We start from the raw sequence: 26621 nt of genomic DNA, 5'->3' as shown, positions 1-26621 counted from the left end.
AAAGGATGCTTATGCTACACTAAGGGTAAGGGGATTGGCAAGGGAAGCGGCCCATACACTGTTTTGCGTCGAATCGTCTAGAAAGGCCGACGAGGAATGAAAAAGGCGGCTCATCCCCATTATTTTTTTCAATTAGGGAAGCCTTGTCAGATCTGTCCCCCTTTCTGATTAACTGCCACCGGTTCAAGCAAAAAACAAATTTTTCACCAGCTTTCTAGAGGCGGCATCGGGCCGCAAAGTGTTGATCTGTCAATATGACTATCAAGGGAGGAATGGAACGATGAGACTCCCCGCCCTGTTTCTCGCTCACGGTTCGCCGATGTTGGCGATCGAAGACAATGCGTACACGGCGTTTTTGGGCAAACTTGGGGAAGGAATTCGCCCGCAGGCGGTCGTCATCTTTACAGCGCATTGGATGACGCGCCAACCGACGGTTTCGGCGGTTGAGGGGACGTATGACATGATTTATGATTTTTCCGGCTTTCCGCGCGAGCTGTATGAAGTGGTTTATCCGGCGCGCGGGTCGGTCGAGTGGGCGGAGCGCGTGCGCGAGCGTCTCGCTGGTGTGGCGGAAGTGGCCGTTGATTCCACGCGCGGGCTGGATCACGGTTCTTGGGTGTTGTTGCACCGTCTATTTCCCAACGCTGACATCCCAGTCGTGCAAGCGTCGGTCTTGCCGTGGTGGACGCCGATGCAATTGTTCCAGCTTGGTGAGGCTCTATGTCCATTGCGTGACGAAGGGTTGATGGTCATCGGCAGCGGCGGGACGGTGCACAATTTGATGGCGCTCCGTTGGGAAGGTCACGCTGAAGCGGACGCGTGGGCCATGGCGTTTGATGATTGGCTCCTCAGCCGATCAGCCGCCCACAGTGAAGAGGTGTTCGATTATGAGAACAAAGCGCCCTACGCCAAGCAAGCCGTGCCCACACCCGAGCACCTCGCGCCGTATTGGATCGCTTACGGCGCAGGCGATCACGACCAAGCGCCGCGCGTGTTGTTCCGAGAATATCAGTATGGAAGCTTAAGCCTCATGGCTGTGACATTTTAAAAGGAAAACCCGCTCCCCGTTTCAACGCATGGGGGCGGGCTGTTTCTTTGATCGAAAACAGCGTTGTTACTGCCCGCAGCACTTTTCTACTTTTCCCGCTGCCGCACGGACATAGGTCGTTGCGGCCAGTTTTTGTCGGAAGACGTGAGATGTTCTCAAAGAAAAGCCATCCTTAAATAGAGTTCAGACAGAACCCGTTCTCTGTTTCGATGCAAAAGACGCTAGTCTTGTTCAACACGGCTATACATCTTGCAAATGATACTGTTTGTCAATTTGGTTCTTCAACCTCGGATGCAAGTGGCAGCTGCACTCATCGGAAAACAACCGGTCAATCAATCCCTTGAATTCTTCCCGTCCGATCAACTGATGCTCATACGCGCAACATAAAATCCCTAAAGTCCCCGTATACTCGATGCCGTAACTTTCACACGCATTCATGATCCTTTTTTCATTCGATGAGCATAAAATCATATCTTGACCGGCAATGGCAATCAGTTCTGCATCATATTCGCTCAATCCTGTCCATTCTGTCAACAGCTGATACATGAGCCCGTATCCCTCTTCCGTATGCAAAGAGACCGTTTCGTAATCGATTTGTCGCAAAGCCTTCTGGATATCGCCAGGAGTCTCATTCAGCAAAATACTCTCGGGAACACACACTCGGCCAAACACTCTCGTCAGTAAATCCATCCTGCCCAACTCATAAAAATCGTTTAACACATTGTTGTCCACCACCGCTCTCTTTTTATAAAGCCCCCGTATTTTCCGAACATCCATGCTCCTTATACCATCCCTTGATCATTTCTCTAGCGGTCCGCAAATCGCATCCAAGGATTTCGCATACTTTGTTAATCGTAATGCTCCCCTCGAAATACGCCTGTTTCACAAAATAGGTCAATTTGCGGTTTTTGGGGATATAATCGATTGGAGCAGGTTCTTGCTCTTTATACCCTTGCTCCCGCAACGTTTTTCGCAAAAAGCCGTACGTCCTTCCGGAAATGTATTGTTCATCCAATAAAGCCCTCATGAAGGCTTCAGCGCTGACAAAAAATTGGCGTTTAAGCTCCATAATCGTTTCAATGGTAACATATCTTTTAAAATAATAGGCATATTCCCGCAACTGTTCGCGAGGAATAAGAAAGTAGCTTGCAAACAACGTGGCGACTTTTTCATTGATTTCCCTTCTTGCGCTGCTGTAAGTAAGAGAGCTAAGATCACTTCGGTACTCCTCGCGATGGAAAATAAGATGGCCAAGTTCGTGAATGACGCTGAACCGTTTTCGTTCCTCAGGTATTTCGTCGTGATCATTAAGGAAAATAAAAGCTCCTTTTTCCTCGGAGTAAGCCGATAAACCATCAATTTTTTTATCAATCGTTTTCAACGCGATGACATGTATACCATGGTGCTCTAAAACCGCATAAATATCACTTGGGATCACATGATCAAGGCCAAACATTTTCCTCGTTTGTTCCGCTGCTTGTCGAATAATGGTCTTATGTTCCTCCGTTAACTCATGATCAACAAGCTTTAATTTATACGTCGGGGGCAAATAAGCGACACTAGCCTCTCCAAAAGAGGCAAGCAGCTCATAATAATCATCCATGATCCGATTCACTTGATTTTGATCAATCAGACGGAAGTTTTCTTTAGGGTTATCCGCGCGAAACATGAAAGAAGACATTGGTTCACGCTGATCGTCTGAAGAAACGATCAAATCCTTCATCGGGATATTCAAGCGTCGCGACAGAAGAAATAATTTTGCACTGTCAGGAATTTGTTCCCCTTTTAAATATTTGGCAATCGTTTGTCTCGTCACGCCCATCACTTCGGCTAAATCTTGATTCTTCAACCCCAACTCGTTTTTGACCCGATTTAGATTTTTCGCGATCGTTTGTTTAATCTCCATCATCGCACCCCCTTTATGTTAATTATTCTTAACCAAAATAGATCCATAATTCGATATTAACGTTAATTTTTATTAACCTTTCTTTTAACATATCATATCGGGTTGGCATCAATCAACTTCACCATTTTGGGAATAAGCATTGTACACCATTTGTAAACGTTTTTATATACATACTCATTGAAAAATTAACATTTGGCTTCTCCTGCAACGAGCTTCCTCCCCCATGGCTCAGCTTGCAGGTTGAGCCTACAGGATCTTTGGAGGAAATGATGCAGCGCTTAGGGTGTGCAGGATAACAGAGAGGTTAACTCTTCATGTTGCATGTATATAGATAAGCTTAACCTTATCGGCGGATCTTTGTTAAGCAACAAGCCTGCCCTTCGCTTCCATGCGCGGAGGCAGGCTGTTTTTTAAACTAAAGTACGTGCGCTTACTTCCCGCAGCACTTTTTATACTTTTTCCCGCTGCCGCACGGACATGGGTCGTTGCGGCCGATTTTTCGCTCTTTTCGGCGGTATGGGATGTTGGTCGGCCGCGGAGGTGTTTGCAGCACGGCTTGAAAATGGCGATACCGCTGCTCGGCAATGGCTTTCCACGTTTCCAACTTCGGGTGATCGATCTCTAGAATCGTATAATAGGCGTACGCGTTCTGTTCGACATCAATCATCCAAGAACGCCCTCGTTTTTCCGCTCTTTTTACATACTGCTCTACTTCTGGGAACGCCTCTTTATCCAGCTGATGGCAAAGCGCCTCAAAGCAAAATGCTTGGAGGTCATTATCGCGCTGCTTGGAAAAGACTTCTCGCAATACACGCACGGCCTGTTTAGATTTGATGTTGGCGAGCACATGAATAGCGGACAGCGCCGTGTCTTCCTGAAACGCATATGGGCGCACCGCTTCGATCGTTTCTTCACGTTGGAACATCGATAAGGTGGAAACGGCTTGATCAACAAGCACATCACCGTCTTGTTGTTCCAACAGTCGGGCGAGGCGGGGAATATATTCAGCGGCGCCGATGAGCGAGATCGCATACACCGCCAAAATGCCGTCATACGAAAACCAAGGCTGTTGCTCGTTTTTCATCCATGTCAGACCGATATCTTCCTTCGTCATCCATCCGCGTTCAACGAGAATGCGCACGGCTTGTTTGGCTACTAAAAACCAATCGTGATTGTGAAACTCTTCCTCGTGCAAATGCGAAAGCACTGAAAAATAGTGTTCCCATACGTCATCTTCCGTTCCTTCTAAAGCAAGGCGGACGGCTCGCTGCCAAGACCGCGGGAAGTGAGGGAGCAGCTGTTCTCCGTATTTTTCGAGCTGGGCGGCTGGAAACGGGAAAAACCAACGGATGTACTTCGTTGCGTCTTTAATGGTCAACAACTGCTCAAGCGCTCGGTCGGTCAACGGCTGTTTGGAGATGCCGTGCAAAATCATCCTCCGTGTTTCTTCGTTGTCCGCCGTTACAGCCTCATCCACCAAACGCTCCACAAGCGCGGCTGGAATATCCGGATACTCTTCGATTGCGTCAAACGCAAACTGGCGGAGGACAGGATGGTCGCTAAACAAATGCGGCTCGATTGTTTGAATAAAGGACATGATCACACCTTCTTTTTTTCTGAAATTTCACCCCGTCGCTGACAGAATATCGACATTCAACCTCCTTGCGACGGGTTTGCGGGTTCTTCCTTCATACATGGAACACAAGCAGCGGCCGATGCGATGGAAATGGGCAGCCAATGGAGCTCTTGGTCATTTCAAACATCACAGCATCTCCTCCTCTATCATCATAGACAAAATCCGCTTGATTTGAAACCGTTTTTTCTTCTCGTGAACTTGCTTGTCTGATATACTAGAGTGGAAGGAGGTGAAGGTGATGGAAGAAAAAACGATATTGGCGCAAATTTTGCAAGTGCTTGATTTGTACGCGGCGGATATGCGCAAGCAGTTCGAAGCGCTACATGAAAAATTCGACTCGCTTCAACGCCAAGTCCAAGCATTGAATGAAAAAACGGATGAAATGGACAAGCGCATCGAGGAGATGGACGGACGGTTTGAGCGGCAGATCGCCCAGTTGGAGCGCACCGTGAACGAACGGTTCGAACGGCTCGAAGCGAAACTCGGCCACATCCGCGTCGAACTAGTTGAAACACAAGAAACGGTCGACTTCCACTCCGTCAAAATCGCCCAGCATGATCGAAAAATCCGCCATTTGCTTCACGCTCGATAAATCCTCCACCGCCATCATGCCCCCGCCCTTCCATCAAGGCGGGGGCGTTCGCATCAAGAAAGCTCTCGGGCAAGGTCGGCCGCCAAGGCGGCGTTGTTTTTCACTAAGGCGATGTTTGCTTGCAAGCTTTTGCCTCCGGTTAACGTTTTCACACGGTCAAGCAAAAACGGGGTGACCGATTTTCCGGTGATGTGCTGCTTTTCTGCTTCCTTGAGCGCTTGTTCGATGATGACGGTGATATACGACTCCTCAAGCTCATCTTCTTTTGGGACAGGATTGGCGATCACAACACCGCCGTTTAACCCAAGCTTCCATTTCGTTTCGAGGAACTGGGCGATCTCTTCCACGCTGTCGAGGCGATAGTCGACGCGAAACGGGCTCGTCCGCGAATAGAACGCCGGCAGGACGTCCGTCTGATAGCCGATGACCGGAACGCCGTGCGTCTCGAGGTATTCAAGCGTCAAGCCTAAATCCAAAATCGATTTCGCCCCGGCGCAGACGACCGCGACATTTGTGCGCGCCAGTTCCTGCAAGTCAGCCGAGATGTCCATCGTCTGTTCGGCGCCGCGGTGCACGCCGCCGATGCCGCCGGTCGCAAATACGCGGATGCCCGCCATCTCAGCGCAAATCATCGTCCCCGCCACGGTCGTCGCCCCGTGTTTCTTCATGGCGACGACATACGGCAAGTCGCGGCGGCTCACTTTTTCTACATCGCGGCTTGTCCCGAGCTGTTCAAGTTCGTCTTCGGTCAACCCGATTTTGATTTTTCCGTTTAAAATGGCGATCGTCGCCGGCACGGCGCCGCGGTCGCGGATGATCTGTTCAACCGCTTTCGCCGTTTGCACGTTTTCCGGATACGGCATGCCATGCGAGATGATCGTTGATTCTAAGGCGACAATCGGCTTTTTTTCGGCCTTCGCTTGAGCGACTTCTTCGGAAAAGACGAGAAAATCATTCATCACTTCGTTCCCCCTTCGCGAAAATACCGCGCATAGGCGGCTTGCAACAGGTGTTCATTCAAAGCGGGATGCACCGTTTCGGCCGTTTGCAGCGTAAGCGCCGCGCTGCTCATCCCAAAGCGGCAGGCGTCTTCCACCGTATGTCCGCCTAAGACGCCGTACAAAAATCCAGCCGCAAAGGCGTCGCCCGCTCCGGTGGCGTCGGTGACCTCAACCTTCGGCGCCGCAATCGCTTCTGTTTCCCCTTGCTTGGTGGCGTACGCGACGCCGTTTGCGCCGCGCGTGACGACAACGTTCTGGGCGCCGGCTTGAAGGATCGGTTTCATTATGTCGTCCGTATGTCCGTCGCGTCCCACAAATTCCTTAGCCTCCGCTTCATTCGTGACAAACCACGTCACACCAGACAAATCGCTGGGCAATCGCTTCACTTTTGGAACCGACACCGTCACAACACAAAGCGGGATGTCCTCTTGGCGACATTGTGCAATCACCGAACGAATGACAGCCTTCGGGAAATTCGTGTCAAGCACGACCGCAGAAATCGGACCGAGCCGAGTCCATTGCTGCTTTAGCCATTCTTCCCCCACTGTATCATAAATGGCCATATCCGCCAAGGCGAGAACCATCTCGCCGCGTTCATCGAGCACCGCTGTATACGTCCCGGTGTTCGCTTTTGGCGTTCGCACGATGAAGCTCGTATTGACATATCGGCTCGTCACGTCAACGAGCCACTGTCCATCGCGATCATCGCCAACGGTGCTGACGAGCGAAACAGGTTGAGCAAGCCGTCCTAAGTTTTCGGCAATGTTTCTCGCCACCCCGCCCGCGGTTTGCGTCGTGGTGACGGGATGGGACGTGCCGAGCCGAAACGGAGTGAGCAACCGCGCCTTTCGGTCGACGTTCGCCCCGCCAATGCAGACGATCGAGGCCGCTTGCCGCATGCCTTTTCCCTCCTCTCCCAATGAACACCGCTGTCCTCCTTCCGCTCTCCCAAAACAAGGAAAACGATTTCAAACAAGCAGGCAGCTGCTCTTGTCGAAGCCTCACTGCCCATTGTACCATATGCCGTCCTGCATAAAGAAAGCACCCCGCCAAAACGACGGGATGCCGAAGTTCGAACGTTTAGTTTTTGTACGCGCAATACGGACGCAGTTTGACGCCGATCAGGCTGCCGAGGAAAGCAAAGACAAACCACGCCCAGCCGTGGGCGCTGAATGACGCAATGCCGCCAAAATACGCGCCGATATTGCAGCCGAACGCCAGCCGGGCGCCGTATCCCATCATCAGGCCGCCGATCAGCGCACCGATCGTCATGCGCGTCGGACGCTTCCACTGAATCAGTTTTGCATAGCGGCCCGCAAGCGCTGCTGCCAATAAGGCGCCGACCATCAAGCTGATGTCCATCACGGTCGTTGTATCGTAGTAGAGTGGATTCGCGAGCGCCTGCCGTTTCGCTTCATCTTGCCAGTACGCCCAAGCGGTCGGATCGACGCCAAACAGCTGCACGAACTTCGCCCCCCAAAGGGCGAAGGCGGACGTAATGCCCCACGGCTTACCGCTAATCATCAGCACAAGCGCGTTCGTTACAGCCAAGAGCAACGCCCCGACCAGAAGCGACCATGGCCCTTTGTAAATCGCTTTCCAGCCATGACGGTTCTCAAGCGATGTAGCAACGAGTTGGCCATAGCGCCGTTTTTCCGCCACGGTCACCACATAGTAGACCGCTGCCAACAAAACCAACTGAAGCAAAAACCCTCCCAAGGCGCCGAACTCGCCAATGAACGAGAACGGCTTCAATTGCGGCATCTTCGCCCACACGTCAAAGTGGGTCGTCGCAATGACTGAGCCAGCGATGAACCCGATGAGCGTCACGATGCCGTTCGCATCGCCTCCGCCGATATGGTACAACGTCCCGGACGCGCAGCCGTCGCCAAGCTGCATGCCGATGCCAAACAGGAAGGCGCCGACGATGACTGATACCCCCACGCCAAATACATACCCTGACACCGGGTGCCCGAGCGCCGAACCTTTCACGAGCAACGGCAAAAACAACGCGCTGGCCACAGCCATCATGATCATCTGTGCCCGAATGCCTTCCCCTTGGCGGTATAGAATAAACTTTCGCCATGCGGATGTAAAGCCAAAATGCGCCTGGTACAATACAAATCCACCAAACGCCCCCAGCACGTACAAAAGCGCCTGTTGCCAAGAAACGAGGCTATATAAGAACAACGTTCCACCGATCAATATGAGGCAGGAAACAGCAATAATCCACGCAGTCAGATGTTTCGGGGCGTTCGCTGCTTGTTTCGCGCGAACGTCTCGTTGTTGTGCGGTCAACTCCATGATGCATAATCCCTCTTTTCCATTTTGTTCACCTTTATAATACTATAAAACTTATTGATTTTCTATGATTTAAACTACAAATGTTTCACCTCAGCGGCTGATCGGGTATAATGCAGACGAGCACTTTCTTAGGAAGGAGATTGGCATGTGGAACGAGTTTAAAAAATTCGCCCTTCGCGGCAATGTCATCGATTTGGCCGTCGGGGTCATTATCGGCGGGGCGTTTGGCAAAATCGTTTCTTCGCTCGTCAATGACATCATCATGCCGCTCGTCGGCTTGCTTTTAGGAGGCATCAATTTCAGCGGCCTGTCGTGGAAAGTCGGCAAAGCGGAAGTGAAATATGGGGCGTTTATCCAAACAGTCGTCGATTTTTTGATCATCGCGTTTTCGATTTTCCTGTTTGTCAAACTGCTCAACAAACTGTACGAGCGGATGAAAAAACAGGAAGACGTCAAAGAAACGGCGCCGACGCTGACGAAAGAAGAGGAGCTGCTCACAGAGATTCGCGATTTGTTAAAACAGTAGCGGGAAACGACGTGAAAGCCTGTCTGGAAGATGGACAGGCTTTCATGGCGCTGAAACTTCTCAGTCGGGTTGATGGAATGGCGGCGAACCTGAAAATCGCGGCCACCCCATCGATGTCCATTTTCATCGAAGCGCCGCACTCCCGTCAAAGCAGCCAATATGCAAGCGGCGCGGTGAGGATGAGCGTTAATACGGTCCGCTCGAACCAAATGACAAGAAGCCGCGGCAAGCTGAGCGGGATTTCCGTAGACAAAATGCATGGAATGACAGCAGAAAAGAATAGGATCGCCGATACAGATACGACCGCAATGATGAATTTCGTGACAAGCGGAGCTTCCGTGACAAGCAAAGCGGGCAAAAACATTTCTGCGATTTCGATGGCCGAAGCTTTCGCGGCCAACAGCGGTTCAGGGATTTGCAACAGAAGGGTGAATGGATAGAACAGGTAGCCCAACCAGTCAAACAATGGCGTATATTCAGCGAGCAACAGCCCGATCAGTCCGACTGACATAATGGACGGCAAAATGCCCATCGTCATGATGAAGCCATCGCGCAAATTTTCCCATATGTTCGTCCCGATTCCTTTTGACTGCTCAACCGCTTTCATTGCTTCGGTCCAAGCTTGTTTCATATAGCTGTCCGTCACTTTTTGTTCAGGATCTCCTTTGCCATCGTAATACTCGTCGCTCATGCGGCTCAGCGGCCAAAGCCGGGCGGTAAGCGCTGTGACGGCAAATGTCACGAGAAATGTCACCCAAAAATACGTGTTCCAGATTGGCATGAGCCCCAATGTTTTCGCCACAACGACCATAAATGTCACGGATACAGTGGAAAAGCCGGTAGCGATGATCGCCGCTTCTTTCACGGTGTATTTGCCTTCTTTGAACACTTTGTTGGTGATCAATAATCCAATGGAGTAGCTGCCGACAAAGGAGGCGACGGCGTCAATCGCCGAGCGGCCCGGCGTTTTCCAAATCGGCCGCATGACGGGCTGCATCCAAACGCCGACAAATTCGAGCAGCCCGTAACCAACTAGCATGGCGAGAAAGACGGAGCCAATCGGCACAAGGAGGCCGACGGAAATGACGAGCTTGTCGTACAAAAACGGCCCCATATTCGGTTGAAACAGCCACGACGGACCGATGTGAAACACCAACATGACCGCCACGATCAATCCAAGTACTTTGAGAATGGAAAAAACAGCGGTGACAATGTCTTTGTTCCACGTCTTATTATAGAATGGATAAACCGCTCCAAGGGCAATAACCATAAGTGCATAATACGGAACGAGTCCTGGAAAATGCGCGCGAATCCATGTCACAATATGATCGAGCAAAATCGATGATGTGCCGCCGATGGACACCGGGACGAAAAATACGAAAATGCCGATGGCGCTAAAGACGAAAAACTTCCATGCCCCGCTTGCCGGCGTTGGCGTCGGCACGGATGGCGCCATATTTGTATCCGTTTTCATTTTCCTCCACCCCCATTGTTTTTCTACAAGCTGAAGAAGCGCGGCCGGAAGCATAACCGCTCCCGGTCGCCAAACGCCTCGACGGAAGAACGTTTCCCTTTTAGATGCACACCTTCCCCTCTTTCACCACCACCTCCCCGCCTTTGATCACCGTCTCGACCTGATTCACTCCGTAATAGTACATCACCCGCACATAATTTGGGACATTGAAAATGACCAAATCCGCCTTCTTCCCCGGCTCGAGGCTGCCGACAAGATGCGCGCGGCCGATGGCGTGGGCGGCATTGATCGTGGCGGCGGCCATCGCTTCAGCGGGAGTCATGCCCATATGCAGGCAGGCTAGGCTCATGACAAGCGGCAGCGAGACGGTCGGCGACGAACCGGGGTTGCAGTCAGTCGCCAAAGCGACGGGAACGCCGGCGTCGATCAAACGGCGGGCATCGGCGGCTTTTGTCATTAAGAAAAAGGCGGTGCCTGGCAAGAGGACGCCGATGACGCCGCGATCGGCCATGCGGCGGATTCCTTCGTCTGACGCGCGAAGCAGGTGGTCCGCGGATATCGCGCCGACTTCGGCTGCCAGTTCCGCCCCGCCGTACGGCTCGATTTCATCGGCGTGGATTTTCGGCGTCAAGCCGTACGCTTTTCCAGCTTCCAACATGCGGCGCGCCTGGTCGGGGGTAAAGACGCCGCGCTCGCAAAAGACGTCATTGAACTCGGCGAGCCCCCGCCGGCTCACTTCGGGAATCATCTCGTCGATGACAAGGCGGACGTATTCATCCGGATCGTGCTTCCACTCCGGCGGAACGGCATGAGCGCCAAGAAACGTGGAGACGATATCGACCGGGTGGGTGTCATCGAGGGACTTGGCGACTTCAAGCTGCTTGATTTCGTGCTCAAGGCTTAAACCATAGCCGCTTTTTGCTTCGACGGTCGTGACCCCATGAAGCAAAAACTGATCGAGCCGCCGCTTGCTTTCTTCATACAACATCTCTTCCGACGCCTCGCGCGTCGCTTTTGTCGTGGCATGAATGCCGCCGCCGGCGTTCATGATTTCCATGTACGTCGCCCCGCCGAGCCGCATCGTCCATTCGTGTTCGCGGCTGCCGGCGTAAACGAGATGAGTATGAGGATCGACAAGCCCAGGCGTCACCGTTTTGTCCTTGGCGTCAATGACTTCGGCTTCGGCGAGCCGATCGGCAAATTGGCGGGCTAGTTCATCATCCCCCCCAACCGCCACGATCGTGCCGTTTTCGATCCAGACGCTGCCGTTTTCGATGATGTGAAGATCGCTCATCTTCTCCTTGACGAGCGGAGCCACGGAGCTTCCCGCCAGCGTGACGAGCTGGCGGGCGCGGCGGACAAAAAGCGGGCGCATATGGATCCCCCTTTCTACTTGAGCATCGGCATATCAATGCCTTTTTCTTTCGCCGTCCGGATGGCGAGCTCATAACCGGCATCGGCGTGGCGGACCACACCAAGCCCCGGGTCGGTCGTCAACACCCGTTCCAACCGTTTTTCCGCCTCTTTCGTGCCGTCGGCGACAATGACCATGCCGGCGTGAATCGAGTAGCCCATGCCGACGCCGCCACCGTGGTGAACCGACACCCAGCTCGCGCCCCCAACCGCATTCAACAGCGCGTTTAAAATCGGCCAGTCGGCGATGGCGTCGCTTCCGTCTTTCATTCCTTCCGTCTCCCGGTTCGGCGAAGCGACGGAGCCCGAATCCAAATGATCGCGGCCGATGACGATCGGCGCTTTCAGCTCGCCTTTGGCCACCATGTCGTTGATGATTTTGCCAAATTTCGCCCGCTCGCCGTAGCCGAGCCAACAAATGCGCGCCGGCAGCCCTTGGAACTTAATGCGTTTTTGCGCCATGCGAATCCAATGGCAAAGACGCTCATTGTCGCTGAATTCACGCAAAATGACTTCATCGGTTTTATAAATGTCTTCCGGGTCGCCGGATAATGCCACCCAGCGGAACGGCCCTTTTCCTTCGCAAAAGAGCGGACGGATGTAGGCCGGCACAAAACCTGGGAAGGAAAAGGCGTCGTCCACCCCTTCGTCTTTTGCCACTTGGCGGATGTTGTTGCCGTAATCAAACGTCACCGCCCCTTGCTTTTGCATCGCCAGCATCGCTCGAACATGCGCGGCGATCGACTGTTTCGCACGGGCGATGTACTGCTTCGGATCGCGCGCCCTGAGTTCGGCGGCCTCATCAAGCGTAAGGCCAGCCGGGATGTAGCCGTTTAACGGATCGTGGGCGGACGTTTGATCGGTCAAGACATCCGGAACAAAGCCCGTTTCGACGAGACGCGGCAACACTTCAGCCGCATTGCCGACAAGGCCGATCGACAGCGCTTTTTTCTCTTCCTTCGCTTGTTTCGCCATCTCGAGCGCCGCGTCTAGGCTGTCGGTCATCGTATCCAAGTAATTCGTGTCAATGCGGCGCTGGATGCGGGCCGGATCGACTTCGATGGCGAGGCAGACGCCGCCGTTCATCGTCACGGCGAGCGGCTGCGCCCCGCCCATGCCGCCAAGGCCGGCGGTTAGCGTGATCGTCCCGGCCAGCGTGCCGCCAAAGTGCTGGCGCGCCACTTCGGCAAACGTTTCATATGTCCCTTGGACGATTCCTTGGCTGCCGATGTAAATCCAGCTCCCGGCCGTCATTTGTCCGTACATGATCAACCCTTTTTTGTCAAGTTCGTGAAAATGGTCCCACGTCGCCCATGCGGGCACGAGGTTGGAGTTGGCGATCAGCACGCGAGGGGCGTCCGGATGCGTGCGAAACACCGCCACCGGCTTGCCAGATTGAATGAGCAACGTTTCATCGTTTTCTAAACGAAGAAGGGTGTCCACAATCGCCTCGTAACATTCCCAGTTGCGCGCCGCCTTGCCGATGCCGCCGTAGACGATCAACTCATCCGGCCGCTCGGCGACATCGGGATGCAAATTGTTGTTTAACATGCGCAACGCCGCTTCTTGAATCCATCCTTTCGCCCGCCGCTCTGTTCCCGCAAACGGGCGTACGGTCCGTTTTTCTGCCATCGTCATCCTCTCCTTTTTCCTCTTTGCTTTTTATTGTAAGGAAGCCAAGAGGATGGAGATAGATTCTCGTCTTTTCAAGATGATCCAATTTTTTCGAAATTTCTTTTTTCTTTTCACTTCATCTATCCATTTCTTTTGATATATGTTCATTTCTTTTGAAAAAACCGCCTACCGCGGTGATGACGGTTTCAGCCGTTGTTCATCGCGGTAGGCGGTCGGCGTCTGGTTCAGTTCGGCTTTAAAGACGCGCATCAAATAATGGGCAGTGCGAAACCCGGTTTGTTCGGCGATTTCTTTAATCGACAAATCCGTCTGCCGAAGCAGCCGTTTCGCTTCCTCAAGCCGCCGGTTGGTCAGCCACTGGCGAAACGTCACGCCGCGCTTTTTCGACAACAAATGGCTGAAATACGCGGGGCTGCGCCCGGCGGCGGCCGCGACCCGCTCAAGCGTGAGCGACGGATCGCGAAAATGCGCCTCCATATAGCGGAGGCCGCGCTCCACGGCGTCGACGCGCGCGTCTTCCTCGGCCTGCTTGGCCTCATGGAACAACCGATATAAAAATAAAATCAATTCTTGAACGATGCGATACAAGACGGGATTGTACAAAATGTCTTGAAAAATGCGCATATACTCTCGCTCGGTTCCGCCGCGGTCAAGGCCGTATGTTTTCATAAACCGGCGGATTTGCGCCAAGATGCTCGTCAGCCGCGTCCGCACCATCTCCGGGCTCGGAAACGGCGGCCCCCAATGGGAAAATTCGCGCCGCAGCCATCGCTTCACCCCTTCATGGTCGAACCGCTCGAGCATCTCGATCCATTGCCGCTGCTCCTCGGGCGTCAAAAACGGATCGAGCTCACGCCACTGTTCGTATTCCGAAGCGGGAGCGATCACTTGGCGATAGCCAATGAAAAACGTCGTCTCCAGCAACCGGCGGGCCGCTTGGTATTGCCCGCGCACCGTTTTCCGGCCATCAGGCGGCATCACGACAACCGCGAGCGGCTCATGATGCTCCGTTTCCCAATCGCGCAACAGCTTCCACGCCTCTTCTTTCCCGTCGCCCGGCAAATCGGGAAGCAGGCAAACCGCCATATGGGTGAGCGGCAATACGCGCGCCCGTCCGCGAAACGGATAGCTCGTTAAAAAGCGGATCACTTCCCGAGACAAGGCAGGCTGTTCCGCCTGCACAAGCCATACATGGGTGGAAGCTGCGGCGGGGTCATCGTAAAATAATGCGCGGTAGTCGTCATGGCCGTCAAAACCCGCTGTCAGGCTCGAGCGGCTGTTGGAGGAAAGCGAGACCGCCGTCCTCAACGCTTGTTTCAGCTTGGCGGGCTCAAGCGGCTTCACAAGCAAATCGACGCATTGCCAGTCGATGGCTTGTTTCGCCCGCGCAAACGTCGCCTCGGCCGTTGCGGCAATCACGCGTTGGCAAAACAAGCGGACGTGGGCTGTCACCTTTGACCATCGTTCATACGGAATCATATCCAGTTCGACGTACAATAGCTCCGGCGCCTCCCGCTCAAGAAGAGCCATCATCTCCTCCACATTGGCCGCCGTGTACACCTGCTCGATCGGCAGCGAATACGCGGAAACGAGCCAGCGGATCGCTTCTCGTTCCTTGTCGTCCCGTTCGGCAATGACCAATTTCACGTTCTCACCGCCTTGGCTGCAATCGTCGAAAATGAAGGAGCGCTTCCATGCAAAAGGCGGCGGCCAACGCCACCGTTTTTCCGCCTTCATCCCAGAGTGGATTGACTTCGCAAAGATCGACGCTGATCGTTTTCGGATGAGAAACGATTCGGCGGATGAGAGCGCGCGCCAACGACGGAGCGAGCCCAAACGGCGACGGTGCGCTCACCCCCGGCGCAGCGGCCGCGCTGATGGCGTCCATGCAAATGGTGAGCATCACGGCATCGTGATCGGCGGCAAACTCCTCGATTTGTTCATAGGCGGCCTCGATCGGTCCTGCGGTCAGCTCGTCTTCAAGCATGTACCGGCAGCCGTACGTCTCGGCCGCCGCAAACAGCGCCGCCGTGTTGCCGATCCGCTGAATGCCGAGGCAGAAGTAACGGACCCGTTCGTCTTGATCCAATATTTGCCGAAACATCGTCCCGGACGTCGGGCCGTCATCGTACGGGCGCAAGTCGAAATGGGCGTCAATGTTGAGGATGCCAAGGCGGGCTTCGGGCCCGAGCGCTTCGCGAACGCCCAAGTAATGGCCGTACGCCGTCTCATGGCCGCCGCCGATCACGATAGACGCCATCCCGTTTTTCAGCAGGCGGGCGACCGCCTTCCCAAGTTCAGTCTGGCTTTGTTCGAGCCGTTCATCGACGCAAACGACATCGCCTGCGTCATAGACAACGACCCCTTCCGGAAGATGCCAAGGCAGCCGGGCCAGCGCCGCTTTGACGGCGGCCGGCGCCTCTTTCGCCCCTTGGCGGCCTTGGTTGCGGCGCACTCCTTCGTCGCACGCAAACCCGATGAATGCCGCCGCTCGTTCCACCGTCTCCAATGGCTTGGACAAATCGAGCAAGCGAATGCGCTGATGAAGACGAAACGCCTGCTCATCGCTCACGCTGTCAATCCGTCCCGTCCAACGGCCGGCGTCTGGCGGTTGATACATGAGACCATCTCCTTTCCATCATCAGCTGCTTGTTTCTTTCGCCACAGCTTTGCCGTTCTCCTCCCCATGCACGCGGAAAGAGGAAATCGCCGCCGTTTGGCGAATAAAAAACATGATTGACAACAGAAAGGGTGTTCCACATGAAGCCAATGACCAACTTGCATGACGTCATCGCCGGTCAAAGCGCGCCGCCCCCATGCGACGAAACGCTCGGCGTCCGCCTGACGGAAGCCCGAGACGGCTATGCGAAAGGCGTATGGACGATCAGCGAATCGCTGCTCAACGGCAACGGGGTGATTATGGGCGGGTTCGTCGGGGCGGCGGCGGACATTCTCATGGCGTATGCGGTGACGACCTTGCTTCGCGATGACCAAATGCACGCCTCCATCAACTTGCAGACGACGTTTCACCGCCCAGCGGCGGCTGGAGAAGCCGAAATCGAGGCGCGGGTGGAAAAGTTCGGGAAAACCGTCGCCTATGTAACCGCCATCGTGCGGCAAAACGGCAAAGAAGTGGCGAGCGCCACGTCGTCGGTGCTGATCATGGACAAACCGTGAAGGTGATGGATCTCCAAAAGGGGTTTTTGCGCATGCTCGTTCTCCTTGGATTCGACGAGGCCAAACAGCAGCTGCTGTTGTTGGTTTGAACGCATGGAAAGCGATGATCAGAGGAATCCGATAAAACCGGTGAAAAACGATGATGTTCGCCAAATCGGTGGTTTTGTTGAAAAAGGAGAACCAATTTCACAAGGTTTCCCCACTTGAGAAGAGGCGTTGTCGAGTTGCCTTTTTCATGACATCATCAGTCCTCAATGGCGAAACGAGGTGAGGCGCAGCCGTTTTCGACCAGTTGCCAAGCGCCGGAGAAAGCGCTGTCAAAAACAGCCCTTCTCCGGCGCCTTTCGTTGCTTGTTACCCACGGACAAACGTTTTCGGCATCACGACGGCCACGACTTGGCCGCGGGCGCACAGTTCGCCGTTGGCGAACACTTCGGTGTCCACTTTCCATTTTTTCGGATGAATCTCCGTCACAGTGCCGACGGCGACAAGCGGCACTCCGTGCGGCGTCGGCTTGACGAAATCGACGTGAAGCGACGCAGTGACAAAGCGCGGCGGCGTTTCCCCGCTCCCTGGTTCATGGCCGTTTTTCCGATGCAAGGCAAGCGCCGCTGAACCGGTGCCGTGGCAATCAATGAGCGAGGCGATCAGCCCGCCGTACACAAACCCTGGGATCGCCGTATGTTCCGGACGCGGCGTATACACCGTCACCGTTTTGTCGCCCCGCCACCCGGTGCGAAAATGGTGGCCTTGTTCATTCAGACGCCCGCAGCCGTAGCACCAGGCGAATTCATCAGGGTAGTCGTCTTGAATCGCGTGCACGATCATTTCTTCCACGTCAGCCTCCCCCCTCTCTTTTTCTAGTATACCATTGAATCGAGAAGACGACGACTCCTACATGGACGGTTGTTGTCTAGCGGCAGGCAAGGCCATACGAAGAAAAATGGAACGAAGCGCCAATCGCCAGACGGCAAATTCATAGGCGGCCCAAACAGCTGGCCGCCTAGCGTGACGCCATTTATCGAGCAGGCTCGTAAAATTCGATCCATTCACCGTCGGGCCCGCGGAAAAACAAATATTTCGCCCCGTTCGGAAGTGTCGTTATTTCTTCCCACACAAGCGGCACACCGAGCGACTGAAGCCGTTCTTTCTCCTGCTCAATGCCTTCCACCGTAAACGCCACATGGTGCACTTTTCCTTCCGTCGGCAAATCCGGGTTGTATCCTTCGATCAGCTCGACAATGATCGAGCCGCCAATCCCTAAAAACGCCAATTTCATCGTGCCGTTCGTATGAATCATTTCGTCGAGCAGCTCCAAGCCGACAACATTTTGATAAAACTCTTTCGATGCCTCGATGTCTTTCACTTGAATGCCGACATGTTCAAATTTTTTAACTGCCATTCGTCCCTCTTCCTTTCTATGACTCAGTTAACCATACTGCTTGTAAATACGGCGTCATCTGCATCGGGAAAATCCCTTTTTTCCCAAGCTCTGTCCATATGTAGCGGTCAAGGGCGTACGGCCCTTCGGCTCTCCGTTCGTCCGCTTCTCCGCTCGTCAACAAGATGGAAAACACTCTCCCTTGTGCGCTCCCATACAAATGGCTGTAGCCCTCCCCACGGTCGACATGCACCGCCGCCTTAGGGTCAAACCGGATGAGCTCCGCCTGCACACAGCGCATGACATGAACGGCAAACGCCGCAACCGAGAAATGGGCCGCCATGCAGGCACGGAGCGAATAGGGTTCCGCCACCGTTTCTCTCACCTCCCGTCCGCAAAAAAACCCCTTCGCCTCGGAATGATGCGAAAGGGGTCATGAGCCGTTCTTATCATCCAAAGCGAAGCCGCTTTGCAGGTGTTAGCACCTTGCCAGAGGCAGGTTGCTGTGGGGTCATCAAGCCCGTTCTCTCGCCCACTCTTGATAAGACGTATGCTATTTTCCCCTATCCTACCACACATTCGCTGGGATGGCAATGGTTTTCACTGATTGCCCTGCGTCCGGCTGTTCCAAGATGTCGCGACAGCCGCTCCAGCTTCACCCTTAAAGGACTTGGAGGTTGGTGGCGTATGATGATTATTTAGAACAATGTTTTAATATGTTTGATTAATCTCTCGCCTCTAAAGAAAAGTGTTCAGAAGAGAGCACCCTGCGGTGGATTGATCTTTTTGCACGATCAGTGAAAAAAATACAGCGATCGTTCGACAAAACTAGACAAAAACAGATAAAAACATGGTAAAATGACATAGTGCATCTATTTTTTTGCAGATTGGAGGATTGCTTCCGCATGGACAAGCAGTCGATCATGACGCATTATGGGGCGCTTTACTTTTTTATGCCTGCCGTGCAATGGGTGGTTACTGAACACGGAGTCATTGCCGATATGAATGACTATGCGGGTGCATCGTTGGGCTACGATCGGATTGAACTCATCGGCGCCCCATTTCAAACTATTTTCCATCCTGACGACTGGGCGTCCCTCGCTCACTTGCTTCCTCAACCGACAGATGAAACAGTCCGCACATTCACGGCCAGAACGGTGCATAAAACCGGCAAATTATGCGCTGTTCGCGTGCATATGCGTTGGAAAACATTGAACGATACGCCGTTCCTCCTCATCTCGTGCTCTGACATGACCGCTGAAACACATGCGGAGCGGCTGCTCGCTGAACAGACTCACATTTTGAAGCAAATCATCAAACACGAGCCGCTCGATGCCATTCTCACGTCCATTGCCAAGGCGGCTGAAGCATTGCGGCCTCCAGCCGTTTGTTCGATTTTGGTTGCCGATGACGACGGGCGACGCCTTTACCATGGAGCAGCGCCAAGCTTGCCATCCGCTTATATCGAAGCCATGAATGGAATCGAAATCGGGCCGCAATCTGGATCGTGCGGCGCGGCCGCCTATCAAAAAGAGATCGTGATTGCAAGCAGCGTGGCAAATGACCCCCGCTGGGCGTCTTATGCGCAATTGGCGTTGGCGCACGGATTGAGAGCTTGCTGGTCCATGCCCATTCTCTCATCATTCGGCCATGTGCTCGGAACGCTGGCGTTTTACTATCCGACCGAACGCGAACCGGAACCGGAAGATATGGAAATCATGTCGGCGCTGTCATCGCTCGCGAGCCTCGCCATGGAACATGAGGGAACAAGGAAAGCGCTCGAAGAAAACAGGCGGCTGTATGATTCCCTGTTCCATTACCATTATGATGAGCTCACCGGATTGCCGAATCGGCGTCGATTTTTGCAGCTTGCCAAGGCAATGCTGTCGAAACTGAAAGAAACGAAACAACACGGCGCCATTTTGTATATTGATTTAGACGGCTTTCAATATATTAATGACTGTAGATGAGCATTTTTCATTACAATAATTTCCATGGTTAGAGAGACAAACAGGGTACCCCTTACGCGATACGGAGCTGTTTTTTGATCACATCAATGGGAATATCTTGCTTCGCAGCGTCATAAATGAACTCGACGACGCTGTGGTCTTTCCGCGACCGAAGAAGCTCCAGCCCGGCGGAGAGGTTTTGTCGGGATTCGGCGATGCTATACACGCAGGAGAGCAGCACCACCGCCCAATACCGTTTCACCGCCCGAATGTGGCGAACGCGGTATCCATCAAGCTTCAGTTGATCTTTCGCCTGCCGGAAAAAGCACTCGATCGTCCAACGCTGAGCATAGTAACGCAAGATGTCTTCGTCCCCGAGCTCCCGATCGGTGCTCAAGACGACATGGAGATGTTCCGGCGCCATCGGCTGATCCGCCTTCCAAGCCAGCAGCACCACCGCGTCATCGAGGCCATGGATCGCCCCCTCATAGCGATACACGCGATAACGCTCCTGACCCACCGTGACGAGGCGGGTGTCTTCGGACTCGACATAGCGGGCGAACTGCTTGGCTTGGATGGCGATGCCTTTCGGGTAGAGAATCCGGTTCGTCTTGAGCATGGCGATGACATGGAATCCCTGTTTCAAGCAGGCTTCAATGAGCTTTTTGGACGGATACCACGAATCCATGAGCACATACACCGGCTGAGCCCGCTTCACTTTGAGCGAAGAAAAGCATCTCGATGGCCAGGTCGATCTTGCTTTTTCCCGCTTTCTTGTCATACAGGCGGAACGCAAACGGAAACGCTTGTGTCAAGGTGTGCACCATCAGCCAAACGAGCGAATGCCCCCAAACCGATTGATGATCTTTGTGAGAGAAATGCCAACCACACCCTTGAATGGCGTGCGTTGCCCGTGACGAAGGCTTCGTTTTTTGGCAAATCGTATCATCAATCGAGACAAAAAGAGGCTGATTCTTTCGCTCGACCAGGCGCTCGATTCGGCGGAGGATCCACTCTTGAAGCTTCCCAAGCAGCCTTTCCTCATCCCAAGGGCTTTTCGTGAAAAAGTGACTGAGCGTCGTTCGATGATTCGGATGAAAGCTCCAGTGATGAATATCGGTCAATGTTCCCGAGAATCCCTTGGTGGTCAAGGCATCGACGATATGAATGAGATGCTTGATGACCGGTTTGGAAAGCTGCAGCGTCAACCCCAAAGTGAAGAAAAACTTGTGGATTCCTTGGTGATGTGCTAATCTATTCATGAGACATGAACCTCCTTGTGTGAATGGGTTTTGTGCACATCTATTTTACCCAAGGAGTCCGGTTCATGTCTCCTTTTTTGTTTGGTTGTCAATTTATGTTAGTGAATTTGCTCATCTACAGTTAATGATTCGTTCGGCCATCATATCGGCGACGAGTTGCTTCAACAGACGGCCGCCCGGCTTCGTGAGCGCGTCCATCCCCATGGCATCGTTGCCCATATGAGCGGAGATGAATTCATCGTGTTGCTCGCGCCAGCCGCTGGACACCAAGAAGCATCAGCCATAGCGGAAGACTTGCTGGCGCTCATCGCCCAGCCGTTTTCGTTGGCCGAACAAACCATTTTTATAACAGCCAGCATTGGCATCGCTCTTTTTGACGGTGAGCAAGCCAATGTGGACACAGCCATCCGCCAGGCGGACATGGCCGCCATGGAGGCGAAACGGAAAGGCAAAAACAGCTATTGTCTTTATGAAGAAGCGCTGCAGCATCAGCGCCTTCCCAATGTATTTTTGTTAGCGGATTTGCACCAAACAGTCAAACAAAACATGGATCGGTTCGTCCTATTGTACCAGCCGATTGTCGATGTGCGGACAAAAGCTGTTTGCGCTATGGAAACGCTCATTCGTTGGCATCACCCCTCCAAAGGGATCGTGCCGCCAAGTGATTTTATTCCACTTGCAGAGGAAACGGGTCTCATTATTCCCATCGGCGAATGGACGATCCGCCAAGCATGCCGGCAGCACGAACGTTGGCGCCGTCAAGGGTTCATACCGGTTCGAATGGCTGTCAACGTTTCCGTTAAAGAGCTATACCACCCACAATTCGCCGCTCGCGTGGAAGCCATTTTGGCGGAGACGAATATGAGGCCATCGTGGTTGGAACTTGAAATTACAGAAACGATCGCTATTTATCAAGAAGCGACTATTTTGGCCAATTTGCACCGGTTGAAAGAGATGGGGGTGCGCTTGTCCATCGATGATTTCGGCACCGGCTATTCCTCACTCGCCTATTTGAAACAGTTGGACATTGACACGGTGAAAATCGACCGTACCTTCATCGCCGATTGCCCCCATTCGCACTATGGCAGCATCATCACAAGCACGATCATCTCCCTCGCCCGCCATCTTGGCATGAACGTTGTCGCTGAAGGAGTAGAGCGCGAGGAACAGCTCGAGTACTTACGGGAAAAAGGCTGTCAAGAGGCGCAAGGCTACTTGTTCCGGCCCCCCATGCCGGCAGATGAAGCAGCTGGCCTGCTAGCACGCAGTATCAAGCGAAGGACGTAAAAACGCGGATGCCTGTCATCAAGGCATCCGCGTTTTTCCATCATTTAAACGCCATCGCCGCCCGCACCGCTTTTTTCCAGCCATCGTAGAGCATCGTTCGCTTGTCATCATCCATCTTCGGCTCAAACCGGCGCTCAAGCTGCCATTGGGCGGCGATGTCATCCCGGCTGTTCCAATAGCCGACGGCCAATCCGGCCAAATACGCCGCGCCCAAGGCCGTCGTTTCATTCACGACCGGCCGTTCAACCGGAACGGCCAGCAAATCGCTCTGGAACTGCATGAGGAAGTTGTTTTTCACGGCCCCGCCGTCAACGCGCAGCGTCGTCAGCGAGATGCCGGAATCGGCTTCCATGGCGGCAAGCACATCTTTTGTCTGGTAGGCGAGCGATTCCAACGTCGCCCGGATGAAATGCTCTTTCGTCGTGCCGCGCGTGAGGCCAAACACCGCGCCTCGCACTTCGCTGTCCCAATACGGGGTGCCGAGGCCGACGAACGCTGGGACGACATACACCCCGTCGGTCGACTCGACTTTTTCGGCGTACGCTTCGCTGTCCGCCGCAGTTTTGATCATCCGCAAGCCGTCGCGCAGCCATTGAATGGCCGAACCGGCGACGAAGATGCTGCCTTCAAGGGCGTATTCAACCTTGCCGTCAATTCCCCAGGCGATCGTTGTGAGCAGCCCGTGTTTCGATTGCACCGCTTTTTCCCCCGTATTCATCAGCATAAAGCAGCCGGTGCCGTACGTATTTTTCGCCATCCCTTCCGTAAAGCACGCCTGGCCGAACAAAGCCGCCTGCTGGTCGCCCGCGGCTCCCGCGATCGGCACCTCCACACCAAAGAAATGATGCGGAACCGTTTTCGCATATACTTCCGAGGACGGGCGCACCTCAGGAAGCATCGCCTTTGGCACGTTTAAAATCGCAAGCAGCTCGTCATCCCACTCGAGCGTATGAATGTTAAACATTAATGTGCGCGACGCGTTCGAGTAATCGGTTACATGGGCGCGGCCGCCGGACAGCTTCCAAATGAGCCACGTATCAATCGTGCCAAAGAGCAGCTCTCCTCGCTCCGCCCGTTCGCGCGCCCCCTCGACATGGTCCAAAATCCATTTCACTTTTGTCCCGGAAAAATAGGCGTCAATAAGCAAGCCGGTTTTTTCGCGGAATAGCGGGTCATACCCTTTCGCTTTCAGTTCATCGCAAATGCCGGCCGTCTGCCGCGACTGCCAGACGATGGCGTTGTAAATCGGGTTGCCGGTGTCTTTCTCCCACACAACCGTCGTTTCCCGCTGGTTCGTAATGCCGATCGCCGCCACTTGTTCCGGCTTCACTTGCGCCTCGGACAAGACGCTGGCAATGACAGCAAGCACCGATCCCCAAATTTCATTGGCGTTGTGCTCGACCCAGCCGGGCTGCGGAAAATATTGCGTAAACTCTTTTTGCGCCATATGAACGATTTCGCCCTTTTGATTGAACAAAATCGCGCGCGAGCTGGTTGTGCCTTGGTCGATGGCTAAAATGTATTGATTCATGACATTCTTCCCCCTTCTCCTTTATTTGCTTACAAACCCCGTACGCCAACTAGAGAGAACGGCGGCTTGCGGCGCTGGCTGTTTTTCCTTTTGCCATCTTCGCCGCCGCCAAAACGACTGCGGTTGCCGCCAGCACTCCCCATAATGCGCCTGTCGGTTTTCCCAAGAAAACGGCTTTATAGACCAAACTGCCTAACGCACCCCCAAGCAGCGGTCCGACGATCGGCACCCACGCATACGCCCAATTCGATGACCCTTTCCCTGGGATTGGCAACAAAAAGTGGGCTAAGCGAGGTCCAAAGTCTCGGGCCGGATTAATGGCGTATCCCGTCGTACCGCCGAGCGACAGTCCAATCGCCACGATCAAAAAACCAACGATAAATGGATTGAGCCCATCAGCGAATTTGTTGGCGCCAATGGCCAAGATGGCCAAAACCAACACAAACGTTCCGATGATCTCGCTAAGCAAGTTGGCAGCCGTATTCGGCACTGCCGGACCCGTCGCAAACACGCCAAGCTTGACACCCGGGTCGTCTGTTTCCTTCCAATGCGGCCAATAGTGGAGATAGACGACGGCAGCCCCAACCATAGCGCCAAGTACTTGTGCCAACACATAGCCAGGGACATCTTTCCATGGAAAATCGCCGCTTATGGCCAGTGCCACTGTCAGCGCTGGATTGAGATGGGCGCCACTATACCGGCCGACAGCGTATACGGCCACGGCCACCGCCAGCCCCCACCCCATCGTAATGACAATCCAGCCCGAATTGGCCGCATATGATTTCTTTAAATTGACCCCGGCGCACACACCAGCGCCGAAAATGATGAGCAGTGCCGTACCGATGAATTCCCCTAAAAATGGCGACATTTGTTCTCTTCCCCCTTTTCATTCGTGATTTCCTCTGCTATTTCCTGCTTGGGCGGCCCCTCCGGAGGGTTAGCCGTTGGGTGGAAAAACAAAAACCCACACACTTCCCCGCTAAGCAACGAGGAATATGTGTGGGTCTCCGCTTCTCCACCACAACATTATTAACTTGCTTTTAGCATATCATCTGTTGAAAACGCTGTCAACCTATTTCTTCGGCAAAATTTGCACGTAATCGAAGTCGAGCGTATCGACCGCGTCTTCGATATGAAGGCGGGTGATGAACCGGTACGACCGGCCGGGGCGCGATGGCGGCAAGGTTTCCGGAATCGTGTAGGAAAACGGGATCTCCTTTTTCTCGCCCGGCTTGATCGAAAACGCTCCGGCCGCCGGAATGACGGCGACAATGTCATCCAGTTCCTTGCCGTTTTCGATCGTTTTTTGCACGAGCTCCACATCAAGCCGCTCGATCATTTGTTCCACCGTTCCGCCGTAAATGTGGACGATCCCTTGAATCATTTCCCCCTGGCGCCATAACGATTTATTTAAGATCAAGTCGACGTGCGCCGACCCGACTCCGACTCTTGACATCATTTTGCGCAATAACACCGCAGTCACCTCTTTGTCTCTCTTGTCATATCATCATACGAAAAAACGAAGCCGCCTGTTTCAACGCGAGCCAAAAAATAAACAGACGATGCTGGCGCGGCACGTCTGCCCCCTGGGAGAAACAGGGACGAATGCGGCTTATTTTGTTACCGCTTACATTCGAGATTACCGCATTCGCCTTCCGCTGTCAATTGGTTATTCGTACACATTTTCGTTTTCGATAATGTAATCGATCCGAATGACCGGGACGTCCTGTTGCTCGACTTCCGCAACAATCAAGCCGACGCGGTCATTATAGATGCAAAACATATCCTGCCCTTTGCGAAACGCCGACTCTCCGTACGAAAGAACCATGTGGTAAATTTTATTGTCGCTGAAATAGCGGCGGCTGACCCGGTTGCCCAATCGAACGATCACTTCTTTTCCCGCGATTTTTCCGCGGTACATCCGCTTCTCCCCCTTTTCGTCGTTCCTATTCCAATGTATGGCCGTTGTTGCCTGCTCATGACTTTTTTCTCCCCAGCGGCCCGCTTTCCTTTTCAACGCATTGTTTTTCGGGCCGGCAAACAATTTTTTTCGGAAATTTCCTTTCTTTTGCTTGACGCGGCCACCCGCGGTAGTGTATAGTAAAGTCATCACATAACAGAATATATTTCAGGCATTCAACATGAAGACGCATCTTGGATGGCTGTGAAGTATATTTTGTTATTTGATAAAAATCTTGAGGTTAGCCGAACAGGCTAAAGGTATTAGGAGGAATTCAGTATTATGCAACGTGGTAAAGTAAAATGGTTTAACAACGAAAAAGGTTACGGTTTCATCGAAGTGGAAGGCGGTTCCGACGTATTCGTCCACTTCACGGCGATCCAAGGTGAAGGGTTCAAAACGTTAGAAGAAGGCCAAGAAGTTTCGTTTGAAATCGTCCAAGGAAACCGCGGACCGCAAGCAGCGAACGTTGTCAAATTATAAGACTTCGTTGACATAGACGTGAGAACGGGAGCGGAACGAGAGGCACCCTGCTTAAG

At 53.4% G+C, this 26621-nt stretch carries 26 protein-coding genes, 1 pseudogene and 1 riboswitch; of the genes and pseudogenes, 7 read left to right on the top strand and 20 right to left on the bottom strand.

Features of this window, described 5'->3' with window-relative positions:
• Positions 1 to 280: 280 nt before the first annotated feature.
• Positions 281 to 1048: a DODA-type extradiol aromatic ring-opening family dioxygenase gene (locus GYMC52_RS06670; RefSeq protein ID WP_013523485.1), complete on the top strand. Its 768-nt coding sequence runs from the start codon at positions 281 to 283 to the stop codon at positions 1046 to 1048.
• Here GYMC52_RS06670 and GYMC52_RS20330 read toward each other — a convergent pair.
• The 4 genes from GYMC52_RS20330 to GYMC52_RS06655 all read right to left on the bottom strand — a co-directional run bounded on the left by GYMC52_RS20330 (position 1029) and on the right by GYMC52_RS06655 (position 4551).
• Positions 1029 to 1199: an SEC-C metal-binding domain-containing protein gene (locus GYMC52_RS20330; RefSeq protein WP_080997845.1), complete on the bottom strand. Its 171-nt coding sequence runs from the start codon at positions 1197 to 1199 to the stop codon at positions 1029 to 1031. The genes GYMC52_RS06670 and GYMC52_RS20330 overlap by 20 nt on opposite strands.
• An 89-nt stretch (positions 1200 to 1288) precedes the next feature.
• Positions 1289 to 1780: a hypothetical protein gene (locus tag GYMC52_RS06665; RefSeq protein WP_230982746.1), complete on the bottom strand. Its 492-nt coding sequence runs from the start codon at positions 1778 to 1780 to the stop codon at positions 1289 to 1291.
• Positions 1781 to 1793: 13 nt separating this feature from the next.
• Positions 1794 to 2954: a helix-turn-helix domain-containing protein gene (locus GYMC52_RS06660; RefSeq protein ID WP_013145641.1), complete on the bottom strand. Its 1161-nt coding sequence runs from the start codon at positions 2952 to 2954 to the stop codon at positions 1794 to 1796.
• 430 nt (positions 2955 to 3384) lie between these two features.
• Positions 3385 to 4551 (bottom strand): HEAT repeat domain-containing protein, encoded by a 1167-nt coding sequence (locus GYMC52_RS06655; RefSeq protein WP_015731688.1) that lies wholly within the window; start codon positions 4549 to 4551, stop codon positions 3385 to 3387.
• Positions 4552 to 4828: 277 nt separating this feature from the next.
• Between GYMC52_RS06655 and GYMC52_RS06650 the strand changes: the two genes are divergently transcribed.
• Positions 4829 to 5182, top strand: a complete 354-nt coding sequence (locus tag GYMC52_RS06650; protein ID WP_011230871.1) for a hypothetical protein — start codon at positions 4829 to 4831, stop codon at positions 5180 to 5182.
• Between the two features lie 53 nt (positions 5183 to 5235).
• Here the strand turns inward: GYMC52_RS06650 and GYMC52_RS06645 are convergent, their stop codons facing one another.
• The 3 genes from GYMC52_RS06645 to GYMC52_RS06635 form a co-directional block, all read right to left on the bottom strand.
• Positions 5236 to 6141, bottom strand: a complete 906-nt coding sequence (locus tag GYMC52_RS06645) for a pseudouridine-5'-phosphate glycosidase (protein WP_013145643.1) — start codon at positions 6139 to 6141, stop codon at positions 5236 to 5238.
• Entirely contained in the window at positions 6141 to 7082 is a 942-nt protein-coding gene (locus tag GYMC52_RS06640) for a carbohydrate kinase family protein (protein WP_013523482.1), read from the bottom strand. Before GYMC52_RS06640 ends, GYMC52_RS06645 begins: the two co-directional genes overlap by 1 nt.
• Positions 7083 to 7263: 181 nt before the next feature.
• A complete protein-coding gene (locus tag GYMC52_RS06635) occupies positions 7264 to 8487 on the bottom strand; it encodes a YeeE/YedE family protein (RefSeq protein ID WP_013523481.1) in 1224 nt (407 codons plus the stop codon).
• 145 nt (positions 8488 to 8632) lie between these two features.
• On the opposite strand from GYMC52_RS06635, the gene mscL reads away from it, so the two are divergent.
• Positions 8633 to 9013 (top strand): large conductance mechanosensitive channel protein MscL, encoded by a 381-nt coding sequence (gene mscL, locus GYMC52_RS06630; RefSeq protein WP_013523480.1) that lies wholly within the window; start codon positions 8633 to 8635, stop codon positions 9011 to 9013.
• 145 nt (positions 9014 to 9158) lie between these two features.
• Here mscL and GYMC52_RS06625 read toward each other — a convergent pair whose 3' ends face one another.
• The 5 genes from GYMC52_RS06625 to hutG form a co-directional block, all read right to left on the bottom strand.
• Entirely contained in the window at positions 9159 to 10487 is a 1329-nt protein-coding gene (locus tag GYMC52_RS06625) for a YjiH family protein (RefSeq protein ID WP_041469576.1), read from the bottom strand.
• A 100-nt stretch (positions 10488 to 10587) separates the two neighbouring features.
• A complete protein-coding gene (gene hutI, locus GYMC52_RS06620) occupies positions 10588 to 11862 on the bottom strand; it encodes an imidazolonepropionase (RefSeq protein WP_013523478.1) in 1275 nt (424 codons plus the stop codon).
• A gap of 14 nt (positions 11863 to 11876) precedes the next feature.
• Positions 11877 to 13532 carry a urocanate hydratase gene (gene hutU / locus GYMC52_RS06615; RefSeq protein WP_013145649.1) on the bottom strand — a complete coding sequence of 552 codons (1656 nt, stop codon included), beginning with the start codon at positions 13530 to 13532 and terminating at the stop codon, positions 11877 to 11879.
• A 168-nt stretch (positions 13533 to 13700) separates the two neighbouring features.
• Entirely contained in the window at positions 13701 to 15182 is a 1482-nt protein-coding gene (locus tag GYMC52_RS06610) for a helix-turn-helix domain-containing protein (RefSeq protein ID WP_013523477.1), read from the bottom strand.
• Between the two features lie 4 nt (positions 15183 to 15186).
• Complete coding sequence (gene hutG / locus GYMC52_RS06605; protein ID WP_013523476.1) at positions 15187 to 16155, bottom strand: formimidoylglutamase; 969 nt, start codon at positions 16153 to 16155, stop codon at positions 15187 to 15189.
• A 140-nt stretch (positions 16156 to 16295) separates the two neighbouring features.
• Here hutG and GYMC52_RS06600 point away from each other — a divergent pair, with 140 nt between their 5' ends.
• Complete coding sequence (locus GYMC52_RS06600) at positions 16296 to 16712, top strand: PaaI family thioesterase (RefSeq protein WP_013523475.1); 417 nt, start codon at positions 16296 to 16298, stop codon at positions 16710 to 16712.
• Between the two features lie 354 nt (positions 16713 to 17066).
• On the opposite strand, the gene GYMC52_RS06595 is transcribed toward GYMC52_RS06600, so the two are convergent.
• From GYMC52_RS06595 to GYMC52_RS06585, 3 genes are all read right to left on the bottom strand, one after another.
• Positions 17067 to 17549: a PaaI family thioesterase gene (locus tag GYMC52_RS06595; protein ID WP_013523474.1), complete on the bottom strand. Its 483-nt coding sequence runs from the start codon at positions 17547 to 17549 to the stop codon at positions 17067 to 17069.
• 181 nt (positions 17550 to 17730) lie between these two features.
• Positions 17731 to 18114 (bottom strand): VOC family protein, encoded by a 384-nt coding sequence (locus tag GYMC52_RS06590; protein WP_013145654.1) that lies wholly within the window; start codon positions 18112 to 18114, stop codon positions 17731 to 17733.
• A gap of 16 nt (positions 18115 to 18130) precedes the next feature.
• Complete coding sequence (locus tag GYMC52_RS06585) at positions 18131 to 18466, bottom strand: hypothetical protein (RefSeq protein ID WP_013523473.1); 336 nt, start codon at positions 18464 to 18466, stop codon at positions 18131 to 18133.
• Positions 18467 to 18536: 70 nt separating this feature from the next.
• A riboswitch (SAM riboswitch) is annotated at positions 18537 to 18641 on the bottom strand.
• A gap of 357 nt (positions 18642 to 18998) precedes the next feature.
• Between GYMC52_RS06585 and GYMC52_RS18130 the strand changes: the two genes are divergently transcribed.
• Positions 18999 to 20063: a sensor domain-containing diguanylate cyclase gene (locus GYMC52_RS18130; RefSeq protein WP_013523472.1), complete on the top strand. Its 1065-nt coding sequence runs from the start codon at positions 18999 to 19001 to the stop codon at positions 20061 to 20063.
• A 52-nt stretch (positions 20064 to 20115) separates the two neighbouring features.
• Here the strand turns inward: GYMC52_RS18130 and GYMC52_RS06575 are convergent.
• Positions 20116 to 21304 (bottom strand): annotated as a pseudogene (locus GYMC52_RS06575) (IS701 family transposase).
• A gap of 105 nt (positions 21305 to 21409) precedes the next feature.
• Between GYMC52_RS06575 and GYMC52_RS06570 the strand changes: the two are divergent.
• Positions 21410 to 22591 carry a putative bifunctional diguanylate cyclase/phosphodiesterase gene (locus GYMC52_RS06570; RefSeq protein WP_255347950.1) on the top strand — a complete coding sequence of 394 codons (1182 nt, stop codon included), beginning with the start codon at positions 21410 to 21412 and terminating at the stop codon, positions 22589 to 22591.
• A gap of 40 nt (positions 22592 to 22631) precedes the next feature.
• Here the strand turns inward: GYMC52_RS06570 and glpK are convergent, their stop codons facing one another.
• The 4 genes from glpK to GYMC52_RS06550 form a co-directional block, all read right to left on the bottom strand.
• Positions 22632 to 24122, bottom strand: a complete 1491-nt coding sequence (gene glpK, locus GYMC52_RS06565) for a glycerol kinase GlpK (protein ID WP_013523471.1) — start codon at positions 24120 to 24122, stop codon at positions 22632 to 22634.
• Positions 24123 to 24171: 49 nt separating this feature from the next.
• Positions 24172 to 24990 (bottom strand): MIP/aquaporin family protein, encoded by an 819-nt coding sequence (locus GYMC52_RS06560; RefSeq protein ID WP_013523470.1) that lies wholly within the window; start codon positions 24988 to 24990, stop codon positions 24172 to 24174.
• A 204-nt stretch (positions 24991 to 25194) separates the two neighbouring features.
• Positions 25195 to 25596, bottom strand: a complete 402-nt coding sequence (locus GYMC52_RS06555; RefSeq protein WP_013145663.1) for a sporulation protein — start codon at positions 25594 to 25596, stop codon at positions 25195 to 25197.
• A gap of 195 nt (positions 25597 to 25791) precedes the next feature.
• Positions 25792 to 26043, bottom strand: a complete 252-nt coding sequence (locus GYMC52_RS06550) for a hypothetical protein (RefSeq protein WP_013145664.1) — start codon at positions 26041 to 26043, stop codon at positions 25792 to 25794.
• A 321-nt stretch (positions 26044 to 26364) separates the two neighbouring features.
• Between GYMC52_RS06550 and cspD the strand changes: the two genes are divergently transcribed.
• Positions 26365 to 26565 (top strand): cold-shock protein CspD, encoded by a 201-nt coding sequence (gene cspD / locus GYMC52_RS06545; RefSeq protein WP_003251474.1) that lies wholly within the window; start codon positions 26365 to 26367, stop codon positions 26563 to 26565.
• Positions 26566 to 26621: the final 56 nt, after the last annotated feature.

This window comes from Geobacillus sp. Y412MC52 (assembly GCF_000174795.2).
GTDB classification, from domain to species: Bacteria; Bacillota; Bacilli; order Bacillales; family Anoxybacillaceae; genus Geobacillus; species Geobacillus thermoleovorans.
The sequence above is the reverse complement of the archived record's forward strand: the minus strand, read 5'-3'. Positions and strand labels throughout refer to the sequence as shown.

Excerpts from the sequence above, each read along its gene's own strand:
- GYMC52_RS06670 (WP_013523485.1), top strand. The coding sequence starts at position 281 with ATGAGACTCCCCGCCCTGTTTCTCGCTCACGGTTCGCCGATGTTGGCG.
- GYMC52_RS06660 (WP_013145641.1), bottom strand. The coding sequence starts at position 2,954 with ATGGAGATTAAACAAACGATCGCGAAAAATCTAAATCGGGTCAAAAAC.
- GYMC52_RS06655 (WP_015731688.1), bottom strand. The coding sequence starts at position 4,551 with ATGTCCTTTATTCAAACAATCGAGCCGCATTTGTTTAGCGACCATCCT.
- GYMC52_RS06650 (WP_011230871.1), top strand. The coding sequence starts at position 4,829 with ATGGAAGAAAAAACGATATTGGCGCAAATTTTGCAAGTGCTTGATTTG.
- GYMC52_RS06645 (WP_013145643.1), bottom strand. The coding sequence starts at position 6,141 with ATGAATGATTTTCTCGTCTTTTCCGAAGAAGTCGCTCAAGCGAAGGCC.
- GYMC52_RS06640 (WP_013523482.1), bottom strand. The coding sequence starts at position 7,082 with ATGCGGCAAGCGGCCTCGATCGTCTGCATTGGCGGGGCGAACGTCGAC.
- GYMC52_RS06635 (WP_013523481.1), bottom strand. The coding sequence starts at position 8,487 with ATGGAGTTGACCGCACAACAACGAGACGTTCGCGCGAAACAAGCAGCG.
- mscL (WP_013523480.1), top strand. The coding sequence starts at position 8,633 with ATGTGGAACGAGTTTAAAAAATTCGCCCTTCGCGGCAATGTCATCGAT.
- GYMC52_RS06625 (WP_041469576.1), bottom strand. The coding sequence starts at position 10,487 with ATGAAAACGGATACAAATATGGCGCCATCCGTGCCGACGCCAACGCCG.
- hutI (WP_013523478.1), bottom strand. The coding sequence starts at position 11,862 with ATGCGCCCGCTTTTTGTCCGCCGCGCCCGCCAGCTCGTCACGCTGGCG.
- hutU (WP_013145649.1), bottom strand. The coding sequence starts at position 13,532 with ATGGCAGAAAAACGGACCGTACGCCCGTTTGCGGGAACAGAGCGGCGG.
- hutG (WP_013523476.1), bottom strand. The coding sequence starts at position 16,155 with ATGTATCAACCGCCAGACGCCGGCCGTTGGACGGGACGGATTGACAGC.
- GYMC52_RS06600 (WP_013523475.1), top strand. The coding sequence starts at position 16,296 with ATGAAGCCAATGACCAACTTGCATGACGTCATCGCCGGTCAAAGCGCG.
- GYMC52_RS06590 (WP_013145654.1), bottom strand. The coding sequence starts at position 18,114 with ATGGCAGTTAAAAAATTTGAACATGTCGGCATTCAAGTGAAAGACATC.
- GYMC52_RS18130 (WP_013523472.1), top strand. The coding sequence starts at position 18,999 with ATGGACAAGCAGTCGATCATGACGCATTATGGGGCGCTTTACTTTTTT.
- glpK (WP_013523471.1), bottom strand. The coding sequence starts at position 24,122 with ATGAATCAATACATTTTAGCCATCGACCAAGGCACAACCAGCTCGCGC.
- GYMC52_RS06560 (WP_013523470.1), bottom strand. The coding sequence starts at position 24,990 with ATGTCGCCATTTTTAGGGGAATTCATCGGTACGGCACTGCTCATCATT.
- GYMC52_RS06550 (WP_013145664.1), bottom strand. The coding sequence starts at position 26,043 with ATGTACCGCGGAAAAATCGCGGGAAAAGAAGTGATCGTTCGATTGGGC.
- cspD (WP_003251474.1), top strand. The coding sequence starts at position 26,365 with ATGCAACGTGGTAAAGTAAAATGGTTTAACAACGAAAAAGGTTACGGT.